This is a genomic window from Cellulomonas fimi (genome assembly GCF_028583725.1).
Taxonomy (GTDB): domain Bacteria; phylum Actinomycetota; class Actinomycetes; order Actinomycetales; family Cellulomonadaceae; genus Cellulomonas; species Cellulomonas fimi_B.
Genome location: NZ_CP110680.1, coordinates 994,046 through 1,013,577, shown reverse-complemented (window position 1 = coordinate 1,013,577; position 19,532 = coordinate 994,046). Strand labels below are relative to the sequence as shown.

At 75.2% G+C, this 19,532-nt stretch carries 15 protein-coding genes; 10 read left to right on the top strand and 5 right to left on the bottom strand.

Going from position 1 to position 19,532, the window contains the following annotated elements; translation table 11 throughout:
• Positions 1 to 2: 2 nt before the first annotated feature.
• A complete protein-coding gene (locus tag OOT42_RS04605; RefSeq protein WP_273653776.1) occupies positions 3 to 3,026 on the top strand; it encodes a glycosyl hydrolase in 3,024 nt (1,007 codons plus the stop codon).
• Positions 3,027 to 3,093: 67 nt separating this feature from the next.
• Here OOT42_RS04605 and OOT42_RS04600 read toward each other — a convergent pair whose 3' ends face one another.
• The gene (locus tag OOT42_RS04600; RefSeq protein WP_273653775.1) at positions 3,094 to 4,638 is read right to left on the bottom strand and encodes a DUF7059 domain-containing protein; all 1,545 of its coding nucleotides are present in this window, start codon (positions 4,636 to 4,638) and stop codon (positions 3,094 to 3,096) included.
• Between the two features lie 242 nt (positions 4,639 to 4,880).
• Between OOT42_RS04600 and grpE the strand changes: the two genes are divergently transcribed.
• The gene (gene grpE / locus OOT42_RS04595) at positions 4,881 to 5,567 is read left to right on the top strand and encodes a nucleotide exchange factor GrpE (protein WP_273653774.1); all 687 of its coding nucleotides are present in this window, start codon (positions 4,881 to 4,883) and stop codon (positions 5,565 to 5,567) included.
• On the opposite strand, the gene OOT42_RS04590 is transcribed toward grpE, so the two are convergent.
• The 3 genes from OOT42_RS04590 to OOT42_RS04580 form a co-directional block, all read right to left on the bottom strand.
• Positions 5,549 to 6,286, bottom strand: a complete 738-nt coding sequence (locus tag OOT42_RS04590) for an endonuclease/exonuclease/phosphatase family protein (protein WP_273653773.1) — start codon at positions 6,284 to 6,286, stop codon at positions 5,549 to 5,551. The genes grpE and OOT42_RS04590 overlap by 19 nt on opposite strands.
• A gap of 13 nt (positions 6,287 to 6,299) precedes the next feature.
• Entirely contained in the window at positions 6,300 to 6,971 is a 672-nt protein-coding gene (locus tag OOT42_RS04585) for a ThuA domain-containing protein (protein ID WP_273653772.1), read from the bottom strand.
• A 147-nt stretch (positions 6,972 to 7,118) separates the two neighbouring features.
• Positions 7,119 to 9,419: a sodium-translocating pyrophosphatase gene (locus tag OOT42_RS04580; RefSeq protein ID WP_273653771.1), complete on the bottom strand. Its 2,301-nt coding sequence runs from the start codon at positions 9,417 to 9,419 to the stop codon at positions 7,119 to 7,121.
• Between the two features lie 210 nt (positions 9,420 to 9,629).
• On the opposite strand from OOT42_RS04580, the gene OOT42_RS04575 reads away from it, so the two are divergent.
• From OOT42_RS04575 to OOT42_RS04565, 3 genes are all read left to right on the top strand, one after another.
• On the top strand, positions 9,630 to 10,160 hold the full coding sequence (locus OOT42_RS04575; protein ID WP_273653770.1) for a sigma-70 family RNA polymerase sigma factor: 531 nt from the start codon (positions 9,630 to 9,632) through the stop codon (positions 10,158 to 10,160).
• Positions 10,157 to 11,569 carry a hypothetical protein gene (locus tag OOT42_RS04570; protein ID WP_273653769.1) on the top strand — a complete coding sequence of 471 codons (1,413 nt, stop codon included), beginning with the start codon at positions 10,157 to 10,159 and terminating at the stop codon, positions 11,567 to 11,569. Before OOT42_RS04575 ends, OOT42_RS04570 begins: the two co-directional genes overlap by 4 nt.
• A gap of 153 nt (positions 11,570 to 11,722) precedes the next feature.
• A complete protein-coding gene (locus OOT42_RS04565; RefSeq protein WP_273653768.1) occupies positions 11,723 to 13,684 on the top strand; it encodes a GGDEF domain-containing protein in 1,962 nt (653 codons plus the stop codon).
• A 57-nt stretch (positions 13,685 to 13,741) separates the two neighbouring features.
• On the opposite strand, the gene OOT42_RS04560 is transcribed toward OOT42_RS04565, so the two are convergent.
• Complete coding sequence (locus OOT42_RS04560; protein ID WP_273653767.1) at positions 13,742 to 14,866, bottom strand: epoxide hydrolase family protein; 1,125 nt, start codon at positions 14,864 to 14,866, stop codon at positions 13,742 to 13,744.
• Positions 14,867 to 15,010: 144 nt separating this feature from the next.
• On the opposite strand from OOT42_RS04560, the gene OOT42_RS04555 reads away from it, so the two are divergent.
• From OOT42_RS04555 to OOT42_RS04535, 5 genes are all read left to right on the top strand, one after another.
• Positions 15,011 to 15,964, top strand: a complete 954-nt coding sequence (locus OOT42_RS04555; protein ID WP_273653766.1) for a helix-turn-helix transcriptional regulator — start codon at positions 15,011 to 15,013, stop codon at positions 15,962 to 15,964.
• 93 nt (positions 15,965 to 16,057) lie between these two features.
• Positions 16,058 to 16,603, top strand: a complete 546-nt coding sequence (locus OOT42_RS04550; RefSeq protein ID WP_273653765.1) for a sigma-70 family RNA polymerase sigma factor — start codon at positions 16,058 to 16,060, stop codon at positions 16,601 to 16,603.
• On the top strand, positions 16,600 to 17,646 hold the full coding sequence (locus OOT42_RS04545) for a hypothetical protein (protein ID WP_273653764.1): 1,047 nt from the start codon (positions 16,600 to 16,602) through the stop codon (positions 17,644 to 17,646). The genes OOT42_RS04550 and OOT42_RS04545 overlap by 4 nt, the downstream gene beginning before the upstream one ends.
• 113 nt (positions 17,647 to 17,759) lie before the next feature.
• Positions 17,760 to 18,290: an RNA polymerase sigma factor gene (locus OOT42_RS04540; protein WP_273653763.1), complete on the top strand. Its 531-nt coding sequence runs from the start codon at positions 17,760 to 17,762 to the stop codon at positions 18,288 to 18,290.
• On the top strand, positions 18,290 to 19,501 hold the full coding sequence (locus tag OOT42_RS04535) for a hypothetical protein (RefSeq protein WP_273653762.1): 1,212 nt from the start codon (positions 18,290 to 18,292) through the stop codon (positions 19,499 to 19,501). Before OOT42_RS04540 ends, OOT42_RS04535 begins: the two co-directional genes overlap by 1 nt.
• Positions 19,502 to 19,532: the final 31 nt, after the last annotated feature.

Genomic DNA, 19,532 nt, shown 5'->3' with positions numbered 1-19,532 from the left:
CAATGACGAACCGCAGCCTGCCGCGCCGCGCGCGCGGACGGTCGGCGGCCCGCACCCTGGCCGCCACGGCCGCGGCGCTCGCCGTGACCGGGCTGTCCGCGCTCCCCGCCCAGTCAGCCCCGCCCGCACCGGCGGCACCCGCCGACGACACCGTGCACATCGTCGACACCGGCGCGACCGCCGAGACCCGGTCCCTCTTCTCCTACCTCGACGACGTCCGTGGCGACGGCATCCTGTTCGGCCACCAGCACACGACGTCGTTCGGCCTCACGACCGGCCCGACCGACGGCACGACCTCGGACGTCAAGAACGTCACGGGCGACTTCCCCGCCGTCTTCGGCTGGGACACCCTCATCATCGAGGGCAAGGAGCGGCCCGGCGTCGCCGAGAACACGCGCGACCAGAACATCGCGGTCATGGCCGACTACATCGCGAAGGCCGACGCGCTCGGCGGGATCAACACCGTGAGCGCGCACGTCGAGAACTTCGTGACGGGCGGGTCGTTCTACGACACCTCGGGCGACACGCTGCGGGCCGTCCTGCCCGGCGGCTCGCACCACGCCGACCTCGTCGCCTACCTCGACGACATCGCCGAGCTCGCGGACCAGTCGCGCGACGCCGAGGGCGACCTCATCCCGATCATCTTCCGGCCGTGGCACGAGAACGCGGGCTCGTGGTTCTGGTGGGGCGCGGCCTTCGGCTCGCCGGGCGAGTACCAGGAGCTCTACCGGTTCACCGTCGAGTACCTGCGCGACGTCAAGGGCGTGAGCAACTTCCTGTACGCATGGGGTCCCGGCGGCGGGTTCGGCGGCAACCGTGACGTCTACCTGCGCACCTACCCGGGCGACCAGTTCGTCGACGTGCTCGGGCTCGACACGTACGACAACACCGCGTCCGACGCGTTCCTCACGGGCCTCGTCGCGGACCTGCGGATGATCGCCGAGATCGCGGACGAGAAGGGCAAGATCTCCGCGTTCACCGAGTTCGGCGTGACGGGCGGCGTCGGTACGAACGGCTCGTCGCCCGCGCAGTGGTTCACCAAGGTGCTCGCCGCGATCAAGGCCGACCCGGTCGCGAGCCGCAACGCCTACATGGAGACGTGGGCCAACTTCGACGCCGGTCAGCACTTCGTGCCCGTGCCCGGGGACGCGCTGCTGGAGGACTTCCAGGCGTACGCGGCCGACCCGTTCACGCTGTTCGCGTCCGAGGTCTCCGGCGCGTTCGACCGGACGGTCGACGCCGCACCCGCGCAGCCCGTCGTGCACATCGCGTCGCCCGCCGACGCCGCGCGCGTCGCCACGTCGCCGTCGACCGTGCGCGTCCGCGTCACCAACGCCGAGGCCACGTCCGTCACCGTCGAGGTCGCCAAGGGCGGCACGGTCGTCGACACGCTCGACCTCACGTACGACGGGTCGCTCTGGTGGAGCGCGCCGTGGTCGCCGACCGCCGCGCAGCTCGACAACAGCACCTACACCGTGTCGGCGACGGCGACGCCCGCCGGCGGCGGCGGGACGCTCGACGTCACGAACCAGGTCGTCCTCGGACCGAAGCCGACGTTCGCGCCCGGCGTCGTCGACGACTTCGAGGGCTACGGCGACGACACCGCGCTGCGCGCCGAGTACGTCACCTACGGCGCGAACACGATCTCGCTCGAGACCGGGTCGGTCGGGGGCGGCGCGAAGGCGCTGCGGCTCGACTACGACTTCGCGACCCAGACCTACACGGGCCTGGGCAAGCAGATCAGCGGCGACTGGTCGGACTTCAACGAGCTCGCGATCTGGGTCGACCCCGACGGGTCGAACAACAAGATGGTGCTCCAGCTCAACGCCGGCGGCGTCGCCTACGAGGCGTACCCGTCGCTCGCGGGCGACGAGCCGCAGCGCGTCACGATCCCGTTCGTCGACTGGCGACCGGCACCGTGGGACACCGCGCACGCCGACCGGCGGATCTCCGACGCCGACCTCCAGGCCCTGACGTCGTTCAACATCTACGTCAACAGCGTCGACGGCGGCGCCGCGTCCGGGTCGATCGTGGTCGACGACATCGCGGCCCTGCCCGGCGTCGAGCCGCCGCCGCTGTTCTCCGACGTCCCGAAGGGCCACCCGTACGAGACCGAGATCCTCTGGCTGCACGCCCAGGGTCTCGACGACGGCTACCCGGACGGGACGTTCAAGCCGACGAAGGTCGTCAAGCGCGGCGACGCGGCCCGGCTGCTCTACGCGTACGAGAAGGCGTCGTTCACGCCGCCCGCGAAGCCGTCGTTCCTCGACGTCAAGAAGAGCAACGCCTCGTACACCGCGGTCGAGTGGCTCGTCGCGGAGGGCCTCGTCGACGACGGGCTCCTCTTCCTGCCGAACGCGCCGCTCGACCGGTCGTCGTCCGCGGAGCTCCTCTGGCGGCTCGCCGGCTCACCCGAGCCCGAGGGCACCGCGGCGTTCCGCGACGTCCCGACGTGGCACCCGTACCGGACCGCGATCACGTGGGCGACCGAGGTCGGCGTCATCGACCCCGCCTCCCCGTACACGTTCGGGGTGCTCAAGCCCGTGCAGCGGCAGGACGTCGCCCGGTACCTCTACCGGTTCGACGCGCTCCCGTCGCCGCTCGAGCCCGTGGTGCTCTCGGACTTCGCCGACGGCGCGCAGGGCTGGGGGCCGCTCGACAACGGTCCGGGGTCGGCGACGGCGTCCGGCGGGGCGCTCGCCATCGAGGCGGTCGCTCCCGACGGCGGGTGGTTCTCGTTCACCCCGTCCGTCGCCGACTGGACCGGGCGCACGGCCCTCGCGCTCGACGTCGTCTCGACGACCGGGTTCGACACCAAGGCCGCGATCCAGCTCGGGTCGTCGTGGCAGTGGTGCGAGACGGCGCAGGTCGGCTGGGTCTCCGGGCCGCGGACCGGGGACGACCCGCTCGTCGTCGACCTGACGACCCTGACCGCCGAGTGCGGCGCGCTCCTGTCCGACGTCAAGCGCGTGAACCTCTACTTCAACGCGGGCACGCACGTGATCGACGACGTCGAGCTCCGCTGACGGACGCGACACCCGGCCGGGGGCCGGTCACCCGCACCCGGGGTGGCCGGCCCGCGCCGCGCGCGGGTCACGCCGGGACGAGCAGGCCGTCCGTCACGAGTCCCCGCACCGACGGCAGGACGTCCGCCGCGACCGCGTCGGCGCCGACGTCGAGCAGCGCGCCGAGGGCGTTCACGATCTGGCCGACGGTGAGCTCGCCGTCGCACACGCCGACGAACCCCGCGAGCGCGGTGCCCGCCTGCACCGTGCGCCCGAACCCGCCGCCCTGCCGCAGCAGGACGACCTGCGGGTCGGCGTCGCCGGGCGTGAGGTAGCGCTCCTCGGTGACGTCGGGCGCGACGACCAGGCGGGCGTCGGCCAGGTCCGCGTCGGTGCGGCCGGCGAGCCAGTCGTGCGCGTCGAGCGCGGCGCCGATCACGGGTCCGAGGGGCTGCGCGACGGTCCCGGTGACCTCCTCCAGGCGACGCAAGGACCGGTCGGCACCGTCGAGCGGACGCCGGAGCGTCACGATCCCGAAGCCCACGGCCTCGACGTCGCGGCTCGCGAAGTCGTCGAGCCACGCGCCGTACCGCGCCGACCACGCGTCACGGTCGCGGTCGGGGGTCGTGCCGCCGTCGCGGATCCACGTCTCGGCGTACTGCGCGGGATCCTGGAGCTCGCGCTGCACGACCCACGCGTCCAGCCCGGACGCGTCGACCCACGCACCGATGCGCTCGTCCCACGACTCGCCGCGCCGCACCTCCCAGTTGCCGAGCAGCTGCGCGACCCCGCCGGGCTCGAGGACGTCGCCGACGCCCTCGACGAGCTCGCGCACGATCGCGTCCCCGGCCCGCCCGCCGTCGCGGTACTCGTAGGCCGGCACGTCGGCGGACCGGGGCGTGATGACGAACGGCGGGTTGCTCACGACGAGGTCGAACCGCTCCCCCGCGACGGGCTCGAGCATCGACCCCGCGCGCAGTGCGACCCGGTCGCCGACGCCCGCGAGGGCCGCGTTGAACCGCGCGAACGCGAGCGCGCGCCGGGAGATGTCCGTGCCGACGACCGCGTCGGCGTGGCGCGTCGCGTGCAGCGCCTGCACCCCGCAGCCGGTGCCGAGGTCGAGCACGCGCCGACGCGGCGACCGGACGGTGACCTGCGCGAGCGTCGTCGACGCACCGCCGACGCCCAGGACGTGGTCGGTCCGCAGCGCCGTCCCCGTCGCGAGCTCGCCGAGGTCGGACGCGACCCACCAGTCGACGTCGCCCGACCCGTCGGACGCCGCGTACGGGCGCAGGTCGACGAGCGCCCGCACGTCGTCGTCAGGCGCCGCACCGGTCGCGTCGACGAGTCCGAGCGCGTGCGCCCCGCGCGACCCCAGCGTCGGCAGCGCGCGGTCCAGCGCTCCCCGGCGGACCCGGCAGCCGAGCAGGAACGCCCGCACCAGCGTCGCGACGGGCTCGTCGGACACGGCCGTCGCGCGCAGCGCGGGCACGGGCTCCTCGCGGTGCAGGGCGGCCGCGGCGACCGGGCCGAGCAGGGCCTCGACCGCGCCGACCGTGAAAGACGCGGCGCGCAGGTCGTCGCGCAGGTGGTCGAGGAGGGCGGGGTCCGGCTGCGGGACGGCGACGCTCATGCCCTCGATTCTCCCCGCCCGGACGCCCGTGCCGCGCCTCGCGCCCGCGGCGCCGGACACGTCGACCCGCGCGACCGTGCACGGCACGTGTCACCCGAACGAGCGGTCCTCCTGCGCCGTCCGAGGCGCGCCACGACCGATCCGTCCCGGTCTGCCGGATTGTGCGCCACGATGACGCCCTGGGGCCGCTCCGCCCCTGTCCCCCGCCCGGGACCGTCGCACGCAGAAGGTACGTCGGCAGCATGGCACTCGAACTCGCGCTGGGCGCACGATCGCGCGCAGCAGACCTCTCCGTCGGCGGGCTGCCGTCGTGGTCCGACGTCACCGCCTGGGCCGAGGCGGCCCCCGTGTGGCTGCCGTGGGCCGTCGCCGGGTTCCTCGCGCTCGTCACGCTGACCGCGCTCGTCGGCCGTCGCCGCGCCCGCCGCCACGACCGCTTCACGACGGCACGCCTCAAGCAGGCGTGGGCGTCGCTGAAGGCCGCCGAGAAGACCCTCGAGGACGAGCGCGCGTGGGCGCAGGAGCAGGCGCGGGCCGTCGAGCCCGCCCTGCAGGTCGGGCAGGCGCTCGCGGTCGAGCGCGCGCTCGCGGCGGAGCGGGCGCACGCGGCCGAGCGCGCGCACGCCGCCGGGCAGTGGCCGCAGCTCGACGACGCCGCCGTCGAGGAGCTGCTCGGGCTCGCCGACCTGCTCACCACCGACGAGGCCGCGCTGCAGCTGCGGCGGGTGCTGGCGGCGGTCGGGATCCGCGAGCTCCCCGTGCAGGCGGGCGACCCGTTCGACCCCGACCTGCACGTCGTGTGCCACGCGCGGCCCGCCCCCACCCCGGAGTACCTCGGCACGGTCGCGACGGTGCACGCGTCGGGGTGGGCGACGACCACCGACGTGCTGCGACCCGCGGACGTCGAGCTCTACGTCGACCCGCGCTGACCGTCCGCGCCCGCCCGCGCCGCCGCGTCCGGGCCGAGCGCGAGGTCCACGACGAGCGGCCGGTGGTCGCTGGCCGCGTGCACGAGCGCGTCGTCGCGCACGCGTGCGTCCACGACGCGCAGCGCGGGGTCGTGCAGCAGGACGTCGATGCGATGGCGTGCGTCGACGGCCGGGTAGGTGGGCGGGCCGTCGGGGGCGGCGTCGAGCAGCCCCCCGAGGACGGTCCGCGCCGTCCCCTCCACGACGGCGTCGAGCAGCCGGCGCCACGTCGGGCCGCCCGGCGGCTCGTTGAGGTCGCCCACCACGACGAGCGGCCGCGGGGCCCGCGCGAGGTGCGTGTCGAGCACGTCGAGGTGCCGCAGCCGCTCGGCCCGGTCCAGCGAGAGGTGGACCGCGACGACCACGACCCCGCCGACCCGGGCGAGCGCGACCCCGCGCCGGACCGTGCCCGCCTGCCATGGCAGTGCGAGCGCGTGCGCGTGCGTCACGGCCGTGCCGCGGGCGACGAGCAACGACGTCGTCCGGGCGCCCCGCCCGCCGACGACCACCCGCAGGCCGGCCCGTCGCGCGAACCGGTGCAGCCGCCACCGGCCGAGCAGCCCGCGCGGGGGCTCCTGCACCGCCAGCACGTCCGGCGCCTCCGCACGGACGACCGCCGCGACGGCCCGGCCGTCGAGCTGGAGGCCCTTGACGTTGTAGGACATCACGCGCAGCGTCACGGCGACCAGCGCATCACGCGTCGAGCAGCCACGCGACCTCACGTCGCAGCAGCGCGCGCCGCGACGGCGAGGCGTACGAGCGCACGTCGTGGCCGAGCGCGTCGTACACGACGCGTCCCGCACCGCCCGCGACCCACACGACCGGGTGGGGGCGCGTCGCGCCGTCGCCGTCCGGGACGTCGGCGACGAGCAGCACGCGCACGTCGCCGGACACGACGAGGTCCGCGTACCGCTCGTCGGGGGCCACGACCTCGTCGAGCCCGTCGGTGACCGGGTGCGCTCGGTCGACGACCCGGAACCGCGCCTCGTCGAGCGGCGGGTGCCAGGACACGTCGTCGTCCCACCGGCCGCCGAGCGTCGCCGCCCAGCGCGGGTCGTCGTTGAACGTGTTCGCCGCCTGGTGCAGGCCCAGCACCGCGGTGCCGCCGTCGACGAGCGCGGCGCGCCGGTCGTGGAAACCCCGCCACTCCTCCGCGGCCGCGGGGTCGAGCGGCCCCTGACCGCAGTTGACGACGAGCAGGTCGGGGCGGTCGACGCCGTCGAGCGCGTCCGGGAAGACGCTGCGCACGGCGACGTCGTGGCCCTCGGCCCGCAGGAGCGTCGCGACCGCGTCCGACGTCGCCGCGTGGTCGTGCCACGGGTCGCCGTACCGGTCGCGTCCGACGAGGACCACCACCTGCGCCACGCTGCCTCCTGCTCGTCGTCGCGCGCCGCCTCCGCCGGCGGCCCTCGCGTGCCCGACGAGCATGGACGTCCGGGCACGCGCGCTCAACCCGGACGCCGGACGCCGCCCGCCCCACGAGGGGACGGACGGCGTCCGGGTGGTGCGGGGTCAGCGGGCCAGGGCGCGCTCCGCCTCGTGCGCGACGGTCTCCTCGCGGTCCACGCGTGCGGCCCGCAGGCGGGACGCGATCACGGCACCGAACGCGATGAGCGCCGCGACGACCGCGATGGACAGGCGGGCGACGTGGTTCGCGTCGTCGCCGACCGAGATGACGACCACCGCCGGGGCGATGAGCACCGACACGAGGTTCATGACCTTGATGAGCGGGTTGATCGCCGGGCCGGCGGTGTCCTTGAACGGGTCGCCCACGGTGTCGCCGATGACGGCCGCGGCGTGCGCGTCGGACCCCTTGCCGCCGTAGTGCCCGTCCTCGACGATCTTCTTCGCGTTGTCCCACGTGCCGCCCGCGTTCGCGAGGAACACGGCCATGAGGACACCGGAGCCGATGGCCCCGGCGAGGAACCCGGCGAGCGGCCCGACGCCGAGGCCGAAGCCGACGGCGATCGGCGCGAACGCCGCGAGCAGACCCGGGGTGGCGAGCTCGCGCAGCGAGTCGCGCGTGCAGATGTCGACGACCTTGCCGTACTCGGGCCGCGTCTCGCCGGTCATGATGCCGGGGAAGTCGCGGAACTGGCGGCGCACCTCGAAGACGATCGCGCCCGCGGCGCGGGTCACGGCGTCGATCGCCAGGCCGGAGAACAGGAAGACGGTCGCGCCACCGAGGATCACGCCGACGAGCGTGACCGGGCTGATGATGTCGTACGACAGCATCGCGGCGACGATATCGTTCCCGACCGACCCGGAGATGTCGTTCAGCGCGGTCCGGACCGCGTCCGCGTACGACCCGAACAGCGCGGTCGCCGCGAGCACGGCCGTCGCGATCGCGATGCCCTTGGTGACGGCCTTCGTCGTGTTCCCGACCGCGTCGAGGTCGGTGAGGATCTGCGCGCCCTCGGGCGTCACGTCGCCCGACATCTCGGCGATGCCCTGCGCGTTGTCGCTGACCGGCCCGAACGTGTCCATCGCGACGATGACGCCGACGGTGGTCAGCAGGCCGCAGCCCGCGAGCGCGATGAGGAACAGCGCGAGCGCGACGTTGCCGCCGGCGATGAGGAACACGCCGCAGATCGCGGCCGCGATGATGCCCGCGGTGTAGACGGCGGACTCGAACCCGACGCCGATGCCCGACAGGACGACGGTCGCCGCACCGGTGAGGGTCGTCTTGGCGACGTGCAACGTGGGCTTGCTCGTCGTGCCGGTGAAGTAGCCGGTGACCCACAGGATGATCCCGGCGAGGACGACGCCGATCGCGACGGCGGCCGACGCGATGAGGCGCGGGTCGCCGGCGTGCGTCTCGAGCCCCGCGGTCCCGCCGGTGAAGTCGGCGAAGGACGACGGCAGGTAGACGAACGCCGCCACCGCGGCGAGCGCGACGCCCACGAGCGCCGAGATGTAGAAGCCGCGGTTGATCGCGGTGAGGCCGCTCTCGTTGCCGCGGACCCGCGTGATCGCGACGCCCAGCGCCGCGACGAGCGCGCCGACGGTCGTCACGATGAGCGGGAAGACGAGGCCGTGCTCACCGAACGCGGCCTTGCCGAGGATGAGCGCGGCCACGAGCGTCACGGCGTACGACTCGAACAGGTCGGCGGCCATGCCCGCGCAGTCGCCGACGTTGTCGCCGACGTTGTCCGCGATGGTCGCGGCGTTGCGCGGATCGTCCTCGGGGATGCCCTGCTCGACCTTGCCGACGAGGTCGGCGCCGACGTCGGCGGCCTTGGTGAAGATGCCGCCGCCGACACGCATGAACATCGCGAGCAGCGCGGCGCCGAAGCCGAAGCCCTCCAGCACGCCGGGCGCCTCGCCGCGGTACAGCAGCACGACCGCCGCCGCACCGAGCAGGCCGAGCCCGACGACGCTCATCCCGACGACCCCGCCGGTGCGGAACGCGATGCGCGCGCCCTCGGCCCGGCCGCCCGGCTGGGACGCGGCCGCGGCGACGCGCAGGTTCGCGCGCGTCGCGAGCCACATGCCCAGGAAGCCGATCGCCGCGGAGAACACCGCGCCGACCAGGAAGAAGATGGACCGCCCGACCTTGACGCCGGAGTCGCCCGGCAGCAGGAACAGCAGGGCGCAGACGACGACCGCGAAGATGGCCAGGGTGCGGAACTGCCGGCTCAGGTACGCCGACGCCCCCTCCTGGACCGCGCGCGCGATCTCGCGCATGGAGGCCGTACCCTCACCGGCCGCGAGCACCTGACGGCGCAGCACCGCGGCGACGATCAGTGACGCGACCGCGACCGCTGCGATGACCACGACGATCGTGATGCTCGTGGAACCGAGCTCGACCATGCATCCTCCCCGGATGGTGCCGCGCGGCCGCCCCTTCGACCACGCATGTCCGGTCGGCCCCGTTGCCGCCGGACCCGCAGAGTCTAGCCACGCGATGTGACCTGGATCGCACCGGGAGGTGGACACCGGGTTGCAGCCCGACCCCAACCGTTCCGATGTCCCGTACGTCAGGACGGTCATGAGGCATCGACGAGGGACGGAGGCGCACCGGTGACGTGGGAGGACGAGCTCGGTCGCGTGGTCGCGGAGCGCGGCGGCGCGCTCGTCGCGTACGCGCGCCTGCTCACCGGTGATCTGCACGCCGCGCAGGACCTCGTGCAGGACGCGCTCGTCAACGCGTTCACCCGGCACCGGCGCGGCCCGGTCGACGAGGTCGAGGCGTACGTCCGTCGCGCGATCCTCAACGCCTACCTCGACGGCTGGCGGCGCCGCCGGCGCCTCGACCAGGTGGTGCACCTGGTCGCGACCGGTGCGTACGCATCCGACGAGACGTCGGCCGCCGGGGACCGCGCCGACGTCGCCGCCGCCCTCGACGCGCTGTCCCCGCGCGAGCGCGCCTGCGTCGTCCTGCGCTTCTACGACGACCTGACGCTCCCGGAGATCGGGCACCGCCTCGGCGTGTCCGACGGCGCCGTCAAGCGGTACCTGTCGGACGCGCGACGACGTCTCGAACCGCTCCTCGGCCCGCAGCCTGACCTGCTCGACGACGTCCCGACGATCGCGAAGGGAGTCCGGCGATGACCCGCGACCTCTTCCACGACCTGCACGACCTGGCGGCCCGGCACAGCACGGCCGTCCCCGACGGTGGCCTCGACGTCGCCGCGCTCACCGGCCGGACGCGGCGCCGGCGGCGGGTCAGGGCGGCCGCCGTCGCCGCCGCGTCGGCCACCGCGGCGGTCGTCCTCGCGGCGGGCGCCGCGCTCGCGAGCCGCCTCCCGACACCGCCTCCGCCGGCCCAGACGCCGTCGCCCACCTCGTCACCCGGCCCGAGCGCGAGCACGAGCCCAGAGCCGGCGCCGACGACCACCTCCGTGGTGCTGCCGCCGGGTGACCCGACCGCGCCCTTCGGCGCGTGCGGGGCGCTCGCCGACGCGCCCGCCGAGGGCGGGTTCGCCGCGACGTGGCGCACGCACGCCGAGCTCGGGGACGGGGAGGCGGACCCGCTCGACGCCGCCGTCGTCGCTGCGGGCGACGCGCTGCGCGTCAGCGCGTGGCTGCTGGCCCCGGAGGTCACGTCCACGATCGTCGGCTTCGACGCGGCGGGACCGCGCCTGTCGGTGCTCCGCGACGGTGTCGTCGTCGCGGGCGGCGTCGACCTCTACCGCGGGACCGACCTCGGTGTCGCGCTCGACCCCGTGTGGTCGGAGAGCGCCGACGTCGTGCCGTACCACGGCGACGTCGCGCTCGTCGTGTGCGACCCGGGCACCGGCACGACCGCGTCGGTCGGCAGCGCGCTCCCGCCCGGCGACTACGAGCTCGTGGCCTGGACACCCGTCGTCGACCTCGGGACCTCCGAGCTGCCCGCGGAGCTGTACGGCGACATGACCCCGACCGAGTACGTCGAGCAGGAGGGCCTGCGGTGGCTCGTCGCGCGCGGCGAGCCCGTGCCGTTCACGGTCTCGGACCGCGCGCCGACCGCGGCGACGCCCGCTCCTGCCGTCGCGCCGTGGACGGCCGGCCAGGTGCCGACGTGCGGCGACCCCGCGCCGACGACCGCGTCGCCCGGCGGGCTGCGGCTGGAGACCGCCTCGGGACCGCCCGCGACGGTCGCCGTCGGGGACGAGATCGCCCTCGAGGCGTGGCTGCGGTACGACGGCGAGGGACGGGTCCGTTTCTCGCCGCGGGAGACCGTCCTGGTCGTGAGCAGGGACGGGGTTGTCGTCGGCTCCACGCTCGTGCTCCGTGACGGGATGACGGCGGTGGTCGACCTCGGCACGGCCACCGCGTCGCCGGCCGGCGTCGCGGCCACGCTGACCGCCTGCTCGCCCGACGACTTCACACCCGGCGAGCCGCTCCCGGCCGGCACCTACACCGTCCATCCGGTCGCGCACGGCGTCGTGTCCTCGACGTGGACGCCCGCGACCGGCCTGACGCCGCGCGGCGAGTGGGTCGCCGTCGTCGGCGACGGGTTCGAGGTCGTCGTGCGCTGACCGGGCGCACCGCGCGACGTCGCGGCGCCCCGGTCCGTCCGGGGCGTCGCTGCGCCGGGCGGGTGGCGGCGCGGCCCGTGCCTCAGCACGTGCCCCGGGCGACCGATACGCACGGGCGACAGCGCGACGGGGCGACGACGAGCGGCGGCACGGATGGCAGGCGAGCGCGAGGACGGCGACGGCGGCCGACTCTCCGGGGAGCCGCTCGTCGCGGTGCTGTCGCCGTTCATCGGCGGGCCGTTCTACGGCCGGCTGCTCAACGGCATGCAGCGCGGCGCGCGCCGCACGTCGAGCCGGCTGCTGGTCGTCCAGACGCTCGACGCGGCGTCGTTCCGGACCGACGCCCACACGATCCCCGACGCCCTGCCGCCGGTGGCCCACGACCACGCCGACGGGTTCGTGGTGCCGGTCGGCGCGGTCGCGGACCGCTACGTCCGGGACCTGGGCGCGACGGCCACCGACGTGGTCCTCGTCGGGCACTCGCTCCCGGGGCTGCCGTCGGTGCGCGCGGACAACGCGGCGGGCGTGGCGGCGGCCGTCGCGCACCTCGTGGAGCACGGGCACACCCGGATCGCGTTCGCCGGGTTCCGCGACGTCCCGGACGTCGCCGAGCGGTTCGCCGGGTACCAGGAGGGTCTGCGGGCCGCGGGCATCGAGCCCGACGACGACCTCGTGGTCGACACGTCCGACAACCTGGAGGAGGGCGGCGAAGCGGCCGGTCGCGCGCTGCTCGCGGCGGGTCTGCCGTCGACGGCGGTCGTGTGCGGAACGGACCTCAACGCGATCGGTCTGGTCCGGGTGCTCCGGGAGGCGGGGCGGGTCGTGCCGCGTGACCAGGCCGTCGTCGGCTTCGACGACATCGACCGCGCCGCCTACGAGTCGCCGAGCCTCGCGTCGGTCGCGCAACCGATGGAGGCGATGGGCGCGGCCGCGGTCGAGCTTCTGCGCGACCGCCGCGACGGTGGCCGACGCGACGACGAGACCCTGCGCGTGCCGACCACGTTCGTCCCCCGGGAGTCGTGCGGGTGTCCCGTCGGCACGGGCGCGCCCGCCGGACCGGCCGAGGACGCCTCGTCGCAGTCGGCGCGGCAGCGCGCGTTCGCCGGGGCGCGCGCGCTCGGCCGGACCGTCGCGATGCACTACGAGCTGACGATGGACCTGCTCCACACGCCCGACGAGGACCCGGCCGCGCTGCGCTGGATGCGGCACACGTTCGCGCGCGCGGGCTGCCTCGGCCTGTGGGCGACGGACGAGCGGTCGTCGACGGACGCCGACGAGCGGCTGCTGCGGGTCACGGGGACGTACGAGCGCGCCCCTGACGGCGACGCGGTGCGGACCGCCCCGTCGGGCGCCGTCGTCCGCCGCACGACCGTCCGGTCGTTCCCCCCGCGCGACGTGATCGCGCTCGCGCGCGAGCCCGAGGACGTCGTGCTCGTCGTGCCCGCCAAGGTCAACGACAGCGACTGGGGTCTGCTCACGTTCGTCGGTCCGCTGCAGACGGGCGTCGAGAACGGCCGCGAGAGCCCGTACCAGTGCACCGCGCTGCTCACGGTCGCGCTCGAGCTGCGCGACACCGAGGAACGGCTGCGTCGCGCGGCGCTGCACGACCCGCTCACGGGGCTGGCGAACCGGGCGCTGTTCACCGAGCAGCTGCAGCGCTGCGTGAGCCGCGCTCAGCACCACACGCACTACCACTTCGGCGTGCTGTTCCTCGACCTGGACGGGTTCAAGGAGGTCAACGACTCGCTCGGTCACGCCGTCGGCGACCAGGTGCTGGTGGCGGTCGCGGGGCGGATCAGCCGTGCCGTGCGCGCCAACGACCTCGCTGCGCGGCTCGGCGGTGACGAGTTCGTCGTGCTCCTCGACGGCATGTCGTCGACCACCGACGCGACCCGGGTCGCCGAACGCCTGAGCCGCGCGCTGCTCGAGCCGCTCGCCGTGGGCGGGACGTCGGTGCAGGTCGGCGTGAGCATCGGCATCGCGACGAGCGCGCGGGTGCCGGGGACCGCGGACGACGTCATGCGGGACGCGGACGCGGCGATGTACCGCGTGAAGCAGGCACGCACGGCGGCGACGCTCGCCGGGCTGTCGGGCCGGCGCGTCGACGTGCCCTGACACGGCAGCGGGCGGCGGCCGCTCGACGCGGACCGCCGCCCCTGCGGCACGCGGGGCTCAGCCGAAGAAGACACGCAGGTCGGCGACGACGTCCTGCGGGACCTCGAGCGCCGCGTAGTGCCCGCCGCGCGGGTGCTCGGACCAGTGCTCGATCCGCGCGTTGTCCCGCTCGGCGAGGCTGCGGATCGTCTGGAAGTCGTCCTTGAACACCGCGACGCCGATGCGGCCCGTGCTGACGACCGGCTCGGCGCCGGACCGCTGCTCGGCGTAGTGGTACCGCGCGGCCGTGGCGTAGGTGTTCGTGAGCCAGTAGAGGCTGGCCTGCGCGAGCACCTGGTCGGCGGTGACGAGCGACGTGCCGTTGCCGAAGCTCTCGAACAGCTCGTGGTAGGCGAGCGTCGCGACGGGCGAGTCGGCCAGGCCGGCGGCGACCGTCTGCGGGCGCGACGCGTTCATCGTGTTGTACGCGCCGACGGACTGGAACCACTGCATGTGCCCGAGCGCGGCGTACTCCTTGGGCCCGAACCCGTCCATCTCGCCGGGCGCGCCGGTCGGGAACGAGAACAGCTGCAGCACGTGCGCGCCGAGGAACCCCTCGGGGTCGAGGATCGCGAGCTCGCGCCCGACCATCGCGCCACCGTCGCTGCCGTGCACCCCGTAGGAGTCGTACCCGAGCCCGCGCATGAGGGTGTCGTACGTGCGCGCGACCCGCGCCATCGTCCAGCCGGCGCCGACGAGCGGCGTCGAGAAGCCGAAGCCGGGCATCGACGGGATCACGAGGTGGAACGCGTCCTGCGCGCTGCCGCCGTGCGCGACCGGGTCGACGAGCGCGTCGATCATGTCGAGGAAGTCGAGCACCGACCCCGGGTAGGTGTGCGCGAGCAGCAGCGGCGTCGCGTCGGCGTGCGCCGAGCGGACGTGCAGGAAGTGCAGCGGCTGGCCGTCGACCTCGGTGACGAACCCGGGGTACGCGTTCAGCCGGTCCTCGACGGCCCGCCAGTCGAACGTGGTCCAGCGCGCGACCATGTCCCGCAGGTAGGACTGCGGCGTGCCGTACTCCCACGAGTCCTCGGGTGCCGCGGGCGCGAACCGGGTGCGGGCGAGCCGCTCGCGCAGGTCGTCGAGGTCGGCGTCGGGGACGTGGACGACGAAGGGGCGGATCGTGAGCGAGGTGGCGTTCATGGTCTTCTCCGCGGGTCCGTGAGCGGGCTCGTCGCCCTGCTCGGTACCCTCACGCTAGGCAGCGTTCCGGAACGGTTCTTTCCGCTTCTTGCGGCCGACCTCGGACCTCTCCTGATCCGCCTCGCACGCCGCCCAGGAGGGCACATGGCCACGACCTCCGCCCGGCTGCTCACGCTGCTCGGCCTGCTCCAGTCCCGCCCCGACTGGTCGGGCGCCGAGCTCGCTGCGCGCCTCGACGTCACCGACCGCACCGTGCGCAATGACGTCACGCGTCTGCGCGAGCTCGGCTACCCCGTCGACGCGGTCCGCGGACCCGGGGGGCGCTACCGCCTGGGCGCCGGTGCGCGCCTGCCCCCGCTCCTGCTCGACGACGCCGAGGCCGTCGCGGTCGCCGTCGGGCTGCGCCGCACGACCGCGACCGCCGGGATCGAGGAGCCCGCGCGCTCCGCCCTCACGAAGCTCGAGCAGGTCATGCCCGACCGGCTGCGCCGCAGGCTCGCCGCGATCCGCGACGCGAGCACCAGCGGACCGGAGAACACCGACTCCAACGTCGAGGACCCCGTCGTCGACACCGCCACCCTCGCCGCGCTCGCCGACGCCGTGCGCGACCACCAGGGCCTGCGCGCCTTCTACCGCGACGAGCCCGTCGAGCTCGAGCCCTACCGGCTCGTCGCCTGGCAGCGCCGCTGGTTCCTCGTCGCACGCGCACCCGCCACGGGCACGTGGGCGCCGTACCGCGTCGACTGGCTCACGCTGCGCACGCCGGGCGGTCGCCGCTTCACGCCCAGCGCCTTCCCCGAGGACGTCACCGAGTTCACCGTGCGCGAGGTCGCGCGCACCGGGTGGGCCGTGCACGCGCGGATCACCGTCGACGCGCCGCCCGACGAGGTCCTCGCCCGCATCAACCCCACCGTCGGCACCGTCGAGGCCACCGACGACGGCAGGAGCGTGCTCGTCACGGGCGGCGACAGCGTCGAGGTCGTCGCCGTCTGGATCGGGATGCTCGGGCTCGACTTCCACGTCGACGAGCCAGCCGGTCTCGTCGAGCACCTCCGCGTCCTGTCCGCGCGGTACGCACGGGCCGTCCCACCCCCCTGACGACGCCCCTGGACGCCACACCGGGAGCGCCGCCACAACGATCCGGGGCTCCCCGACCGTCGTGCACCATGACGGCCACGACAGGGAGGTCCGATGCCCGCCTGGGAACAGGTGCTCGACGAGCTGATCCGCACCCGCGGTGCCGCGCTCGTCCGCTACGCCACGATGCTCACGGGCGACGCCCGCAGCGGCGAGGACCTCGTGCAGGACGCCGTCGTGCGCTGCTTCAGCCGGCAGTACGCGCTGCGCGAGGCGCACGCCGCCGAAGCGTACGTGCGCCGGACGATCCTCACGCTCTTCGTCGAGGAGCACCGCCGCCGCCGGCGCTGGGGCGCCGTCCGGCACCTGCTGGCCCGCGCCGACGACGAGCCCGGCCCCGAGCCGACGAGCGCCGCGCGGCTCGACGTGCAGTCCGCCGTCGCGACCCTCGCGCCGCGCCAGCGCGCCGTCGTCGTCCTGCGGTTCTACGACGACCTCACCGTCCCCGAGATCGCGCGCACGCTCGGTCTCGCCGACGGCACCGTCAAGCGCTACCTGTCCGAGGCGACCGAGCGGCTCGAGCGACTGCTCGGCCCGCTCGCCGACGCGGACGACGACATCCACCTGGTCGGCACCACCCCCGAGAGGAGCGCACGATGAGCACCCACCTGCGCACGGACCTGCACCGCGCGATCGACGGCGGCGGCGACGCGTCGCCGTTCACGTCCGACGACCTGGTCGGCCGCATCCGCCGTCGCCGCGCCGTCCGCACCGGGACGCGGGCCGCGGTGGGCGTCGGGGCGGCGGGAGCCGTCGCCCTCGCGACCACGACCCTCGGGCAGCCCGACAGCTCCCCCGCCGCTCCCGCAGGCAGCCCCACGGGCGGGTTCGGCGGGTGCGGGCTCGACGTCGAGACCTACGCGACCGCCCACCCCGACACGACTTACACGCTCGTCGGCCCCGGCGACGCCGTCGCCGCGCTCGACGCGTTCGCCGCCGGCGGCGACCAGCAGCTCGGCTCCACCCTCGGCCGGTTCGGGGGCCGCACGCTCGAGCTGCTCGCGCTCACCACCGCGTCCGGCGGCCACTCGTCCGACGTCCCGTCGGCGCGGCTGCTGCTCGCGTCGGACGGCGTCGTCGTCGGGTGGGCGCAGACGAACGACCTCGCGCCCGACAGCGCGAACATCTCCTGGTGGACCACGGCCATGCGACAGAGCGACCTGTGGGACGGCGACGTGTCGGTGACCGGCTCGTCGGTCGCCACCGCCGTCGAGTCCTGTGACGGCGGCACGCCCGCACCCGGCACCTACGCGCTGTACGCCGCCCCCGGGGTGCTGCGACCCGACCAGTCCCTGCTCGACGTCGCCGGCCCGTGGCAGGTCGAGCTGCTGCCCGCGGTCGACGGGGTCTCGGCGCTCCCGGACGACTTCCCGTCGGCCGCCGTGCCCATGCCCGGCGGGACGGTCGTCGAGGCGACCCGCGAAGCGGACGGGGGCTGGTCCCTCGAGGTCGCCGTCGACGGCGACGACCGGCTCACGCGCGCCCTGGAGCTCCTCCCCGAGGTGCCCGGAGCCCGCCCGCTCGACGACACCACCACGCCCGTCGAGCGACCGAGCACCGACGGCGCCTGGACCGTGCGCGTCGCCCCGTCGCAGCACCCCGACGGTCGGGACACGCTCGTCTACCGCCTCACGCCCGCCTGACCCCCTGGTCGGTCGGCCGCGGGTGGAGGGACCGCGCGGCCGACCGACCGGGTGACCAACGATCCGCGCACCTGCCGCGTCCTGGACCATGACGACGTGGGACAGGAGGCTCGATGGCGGCGTGGGACCAGGTGCTCGACGACCTCGTGCAGGTCCGCGGGCACGCCCTGGCGCGGTACGCCGCGCTGCTGACGGGCGACCGGCGCGACGCCGAGGACGTGCTGCAGGACGCGCTCGTGCGCTGCTTCGGCCAGGCGCGACCGCTGCGCGACGTCGTCGCCGCGGAGACGTACGTCCGCCGCGCGATCCTGTCGGTGTTCCTGGACCGCCACCGCCGGAGCGCGCGATGGGCGGCCGTCCGCCACCTCGCCGCGCGGCGCGACCAGGTCGACGGGCCCGAGGCCGCGACCGTGGACCGGGTGAGCGTCGAGGCCGCGCTCGCGACGCTCCGGCCCCGGCTGCGGGCGTGCGTCGTGCTGCGGTACTACGACGACCTGACCGTGCCGGAGATCGCCCGCCGCCTCGGGGTCGCCGAGGGCACCGTGAAGCGGTACCTGTCCGACGCCGTCGGGCAGCTCGAGGACGTGCTGGGGCCGGTGTCGTCCGGTCACCCGCGCGAGACCGTCGCCGTGGAGGAGGCGTGATGAGCATCGACCTGGGCACCGCCCTGCACGACGTGGTCGACGGCGCGCGGCCGGAAGGTCCGCCGCCCGTGGACGTGGCGCGGGTGCGGTCGCGCGCGCGGCGCCGCCGCGCGGTGCACCTCGGTGCACGCGGAGCGGTCGGCGTCGGCGCCGCCGGTGCCGTCGCGCTCGCGGCGGCCTCGCTCGCGTCGACGCGTGACGACCGCGTCGTGCTGCCGACCGACCCCGACGCGGCTCCCGGCGAGTGCGGGTCGGACGTCACGGCGGTGCGCGGAGCACCCGACCCGACGCTGGGGCTCGCGCCGTCGTCGTGGTCGTCCCCCGGGAGCGCGTTCGAGGGCTGGCCGATGCCCCGGCCGGGCGACCTGGGGACCTACGTCGGGCGCGAGGTGTACGTCCAGGCCGTGAGCGCGCTCCCCGAGGACGGCGCCGGCGCGCACGCGACGGAGCTCTCGTCCGCGCAGGACACCCTCGCGGTCCTGGAGCAGGGCTACGCCGAGCTCGTCGCGGCGCGCGAGGCGGGCGAGGACGTCACCCAGGACGAGCTCGACGAGCGCGCGCGGATCATCGCCGGCTTCCGGGCGACCGTCGACGAGGCGCTCGCCCGGGGTGAGGTCCCGCCGCCGACGCCGGAGGTCGCGCGGCTCCGGGTGCTCGTCACGCACGACGACCGGGTCGTCGCGACGACCGTCCTGCCCGCGGCGGGGACGTCCGACGCCGCCGCCCGGTGGGCACGGGCGACGAGCGGCCTGCTGACCGAGGAGGTGCGGCTCGACCTCGTCACGTGCGCCGTCGACGGCGCCGACGACGGCGGGGAGCCGCTGCCCTCGGGGACCTACGACCTGTTCGTCGTGCGCGACCGCGAGCCGCTCACGGGCGCCGCGGGACCGTGGACCCTCACCGTCCCCCCGCACGCGAGCGTGGTCCCCGGACTGCCCGACGACTTCCCCGTCGACGCCGTCCCGATGCCCCCCGGCCACCTCCTGTCGGTCGACGGCGACGCCGCCGGCGGCTGGACCGTCGAGGCGGAGGTCACGGGCGTCGACCGGCTCGTCGTGGCGAACGCGCTCCTGACGGGCGTCGACGGCGCGCGGGAGGAGTACCTCGACCCGTTCGGCACCGGGGTGGAGGTCCCCGGCTGGTCCGTCGAGGTCACCCCGGGCGAGCAGGGTGACGCGACGACCCTCGTCTACGAGGTGCGCCCCCGCTGACGCGTCCGGCGGTCGGCCGTCCGGGGGTTCC

Excerpts from the sequence above, each read along its gene's own strand:
- OOT42_RS04605 (WP_273653776.1), top strand. The coding sequence starts at position 3 with ATGACGAACCGCAGCCTGCCGCGCCGCGCGCGCGGACGGTCGGCGGCC.
- OOT42_RS04600 (WP_273653775.1), bottom strand. The coding sequence starts at position 4,638 with ATGAGCGTCGCCGTCCCGCAGCCGGACCCCGCCCTCCTCGACCACCTG.
- grpE (WP_273653774.1), top strand. The coding sequence starts at position 4,881 with ATGGCACTCGAACTCGCGCTGGGCGCACGATCGCGCGCAGCAGACCTC.
- OOT42_RS04580 (WP_273653771.1), bottom strand. The coding sequence starts at position 9,419 with ATGGTCGAGCTCGGTTCCACGAGCATCACGATCGTCGTGGTCATCGCA.
- OOT42_RS04570 (WP_273653769.1), top strand. The coding sequence starts at position 10,157 with ATGACCCGCGACCTCTTCCACGACCTGCACGACCTGGCGGCCCGGCAC.
- OOT42_RS04565 (WP_273653768.1), top strand. The coding sequence starts at position 11,723 with ATGGCAGGCGAGCGCGAGGACGGCGACGGCGGCCGACTCTCCGGGGAG.
- OOT42_RS04560 (WP_273653767.1), bottom strand. The coding sequence starts at position 14,866 with ATGAACGCCACCTCGCTCACGATCCGCCCCTTCGTCGTCCACGTCCCC.
- OOT42_RS04555 (WP_273653766.1), top strand. The coding sequence starts at position 15,011 with ATGGCCACGACCTCCGCCCGGCTGCTCACGCTGCTCGGCCTGCTCCAG.
- OOT42_RS04550 (WP_273653765.1), top strand. The coding sequence starts at position 16,058 with ATGCCCGCCTGGGAACAGGTGCTCGACGAGCTGATCCGCACCCGCGGT.
- OOT42_RS04545 (WP_273653764.1), top strand. The coding sequence starts at position 16,600 with ATGAGCACCCACCTGCGCACGGACCTGCACCGCGCGATCGACGGCGGC.
- OOT42_RS04540 (WP_273653763.1), top strand. The coding sequence starts at position 17,760 with ATGGCGGCGTGGGACCAGGTGCTCGACGACCTCGTGCAGGTCCGCGGG.
- OOT42_RS04535 (WP_273653762.1), top strand. The coding sequence starts at position 18,290 with ATGAGCATCGACCTGGGCACCGCCCTGCACGACGTGGTCGACGGCGCG.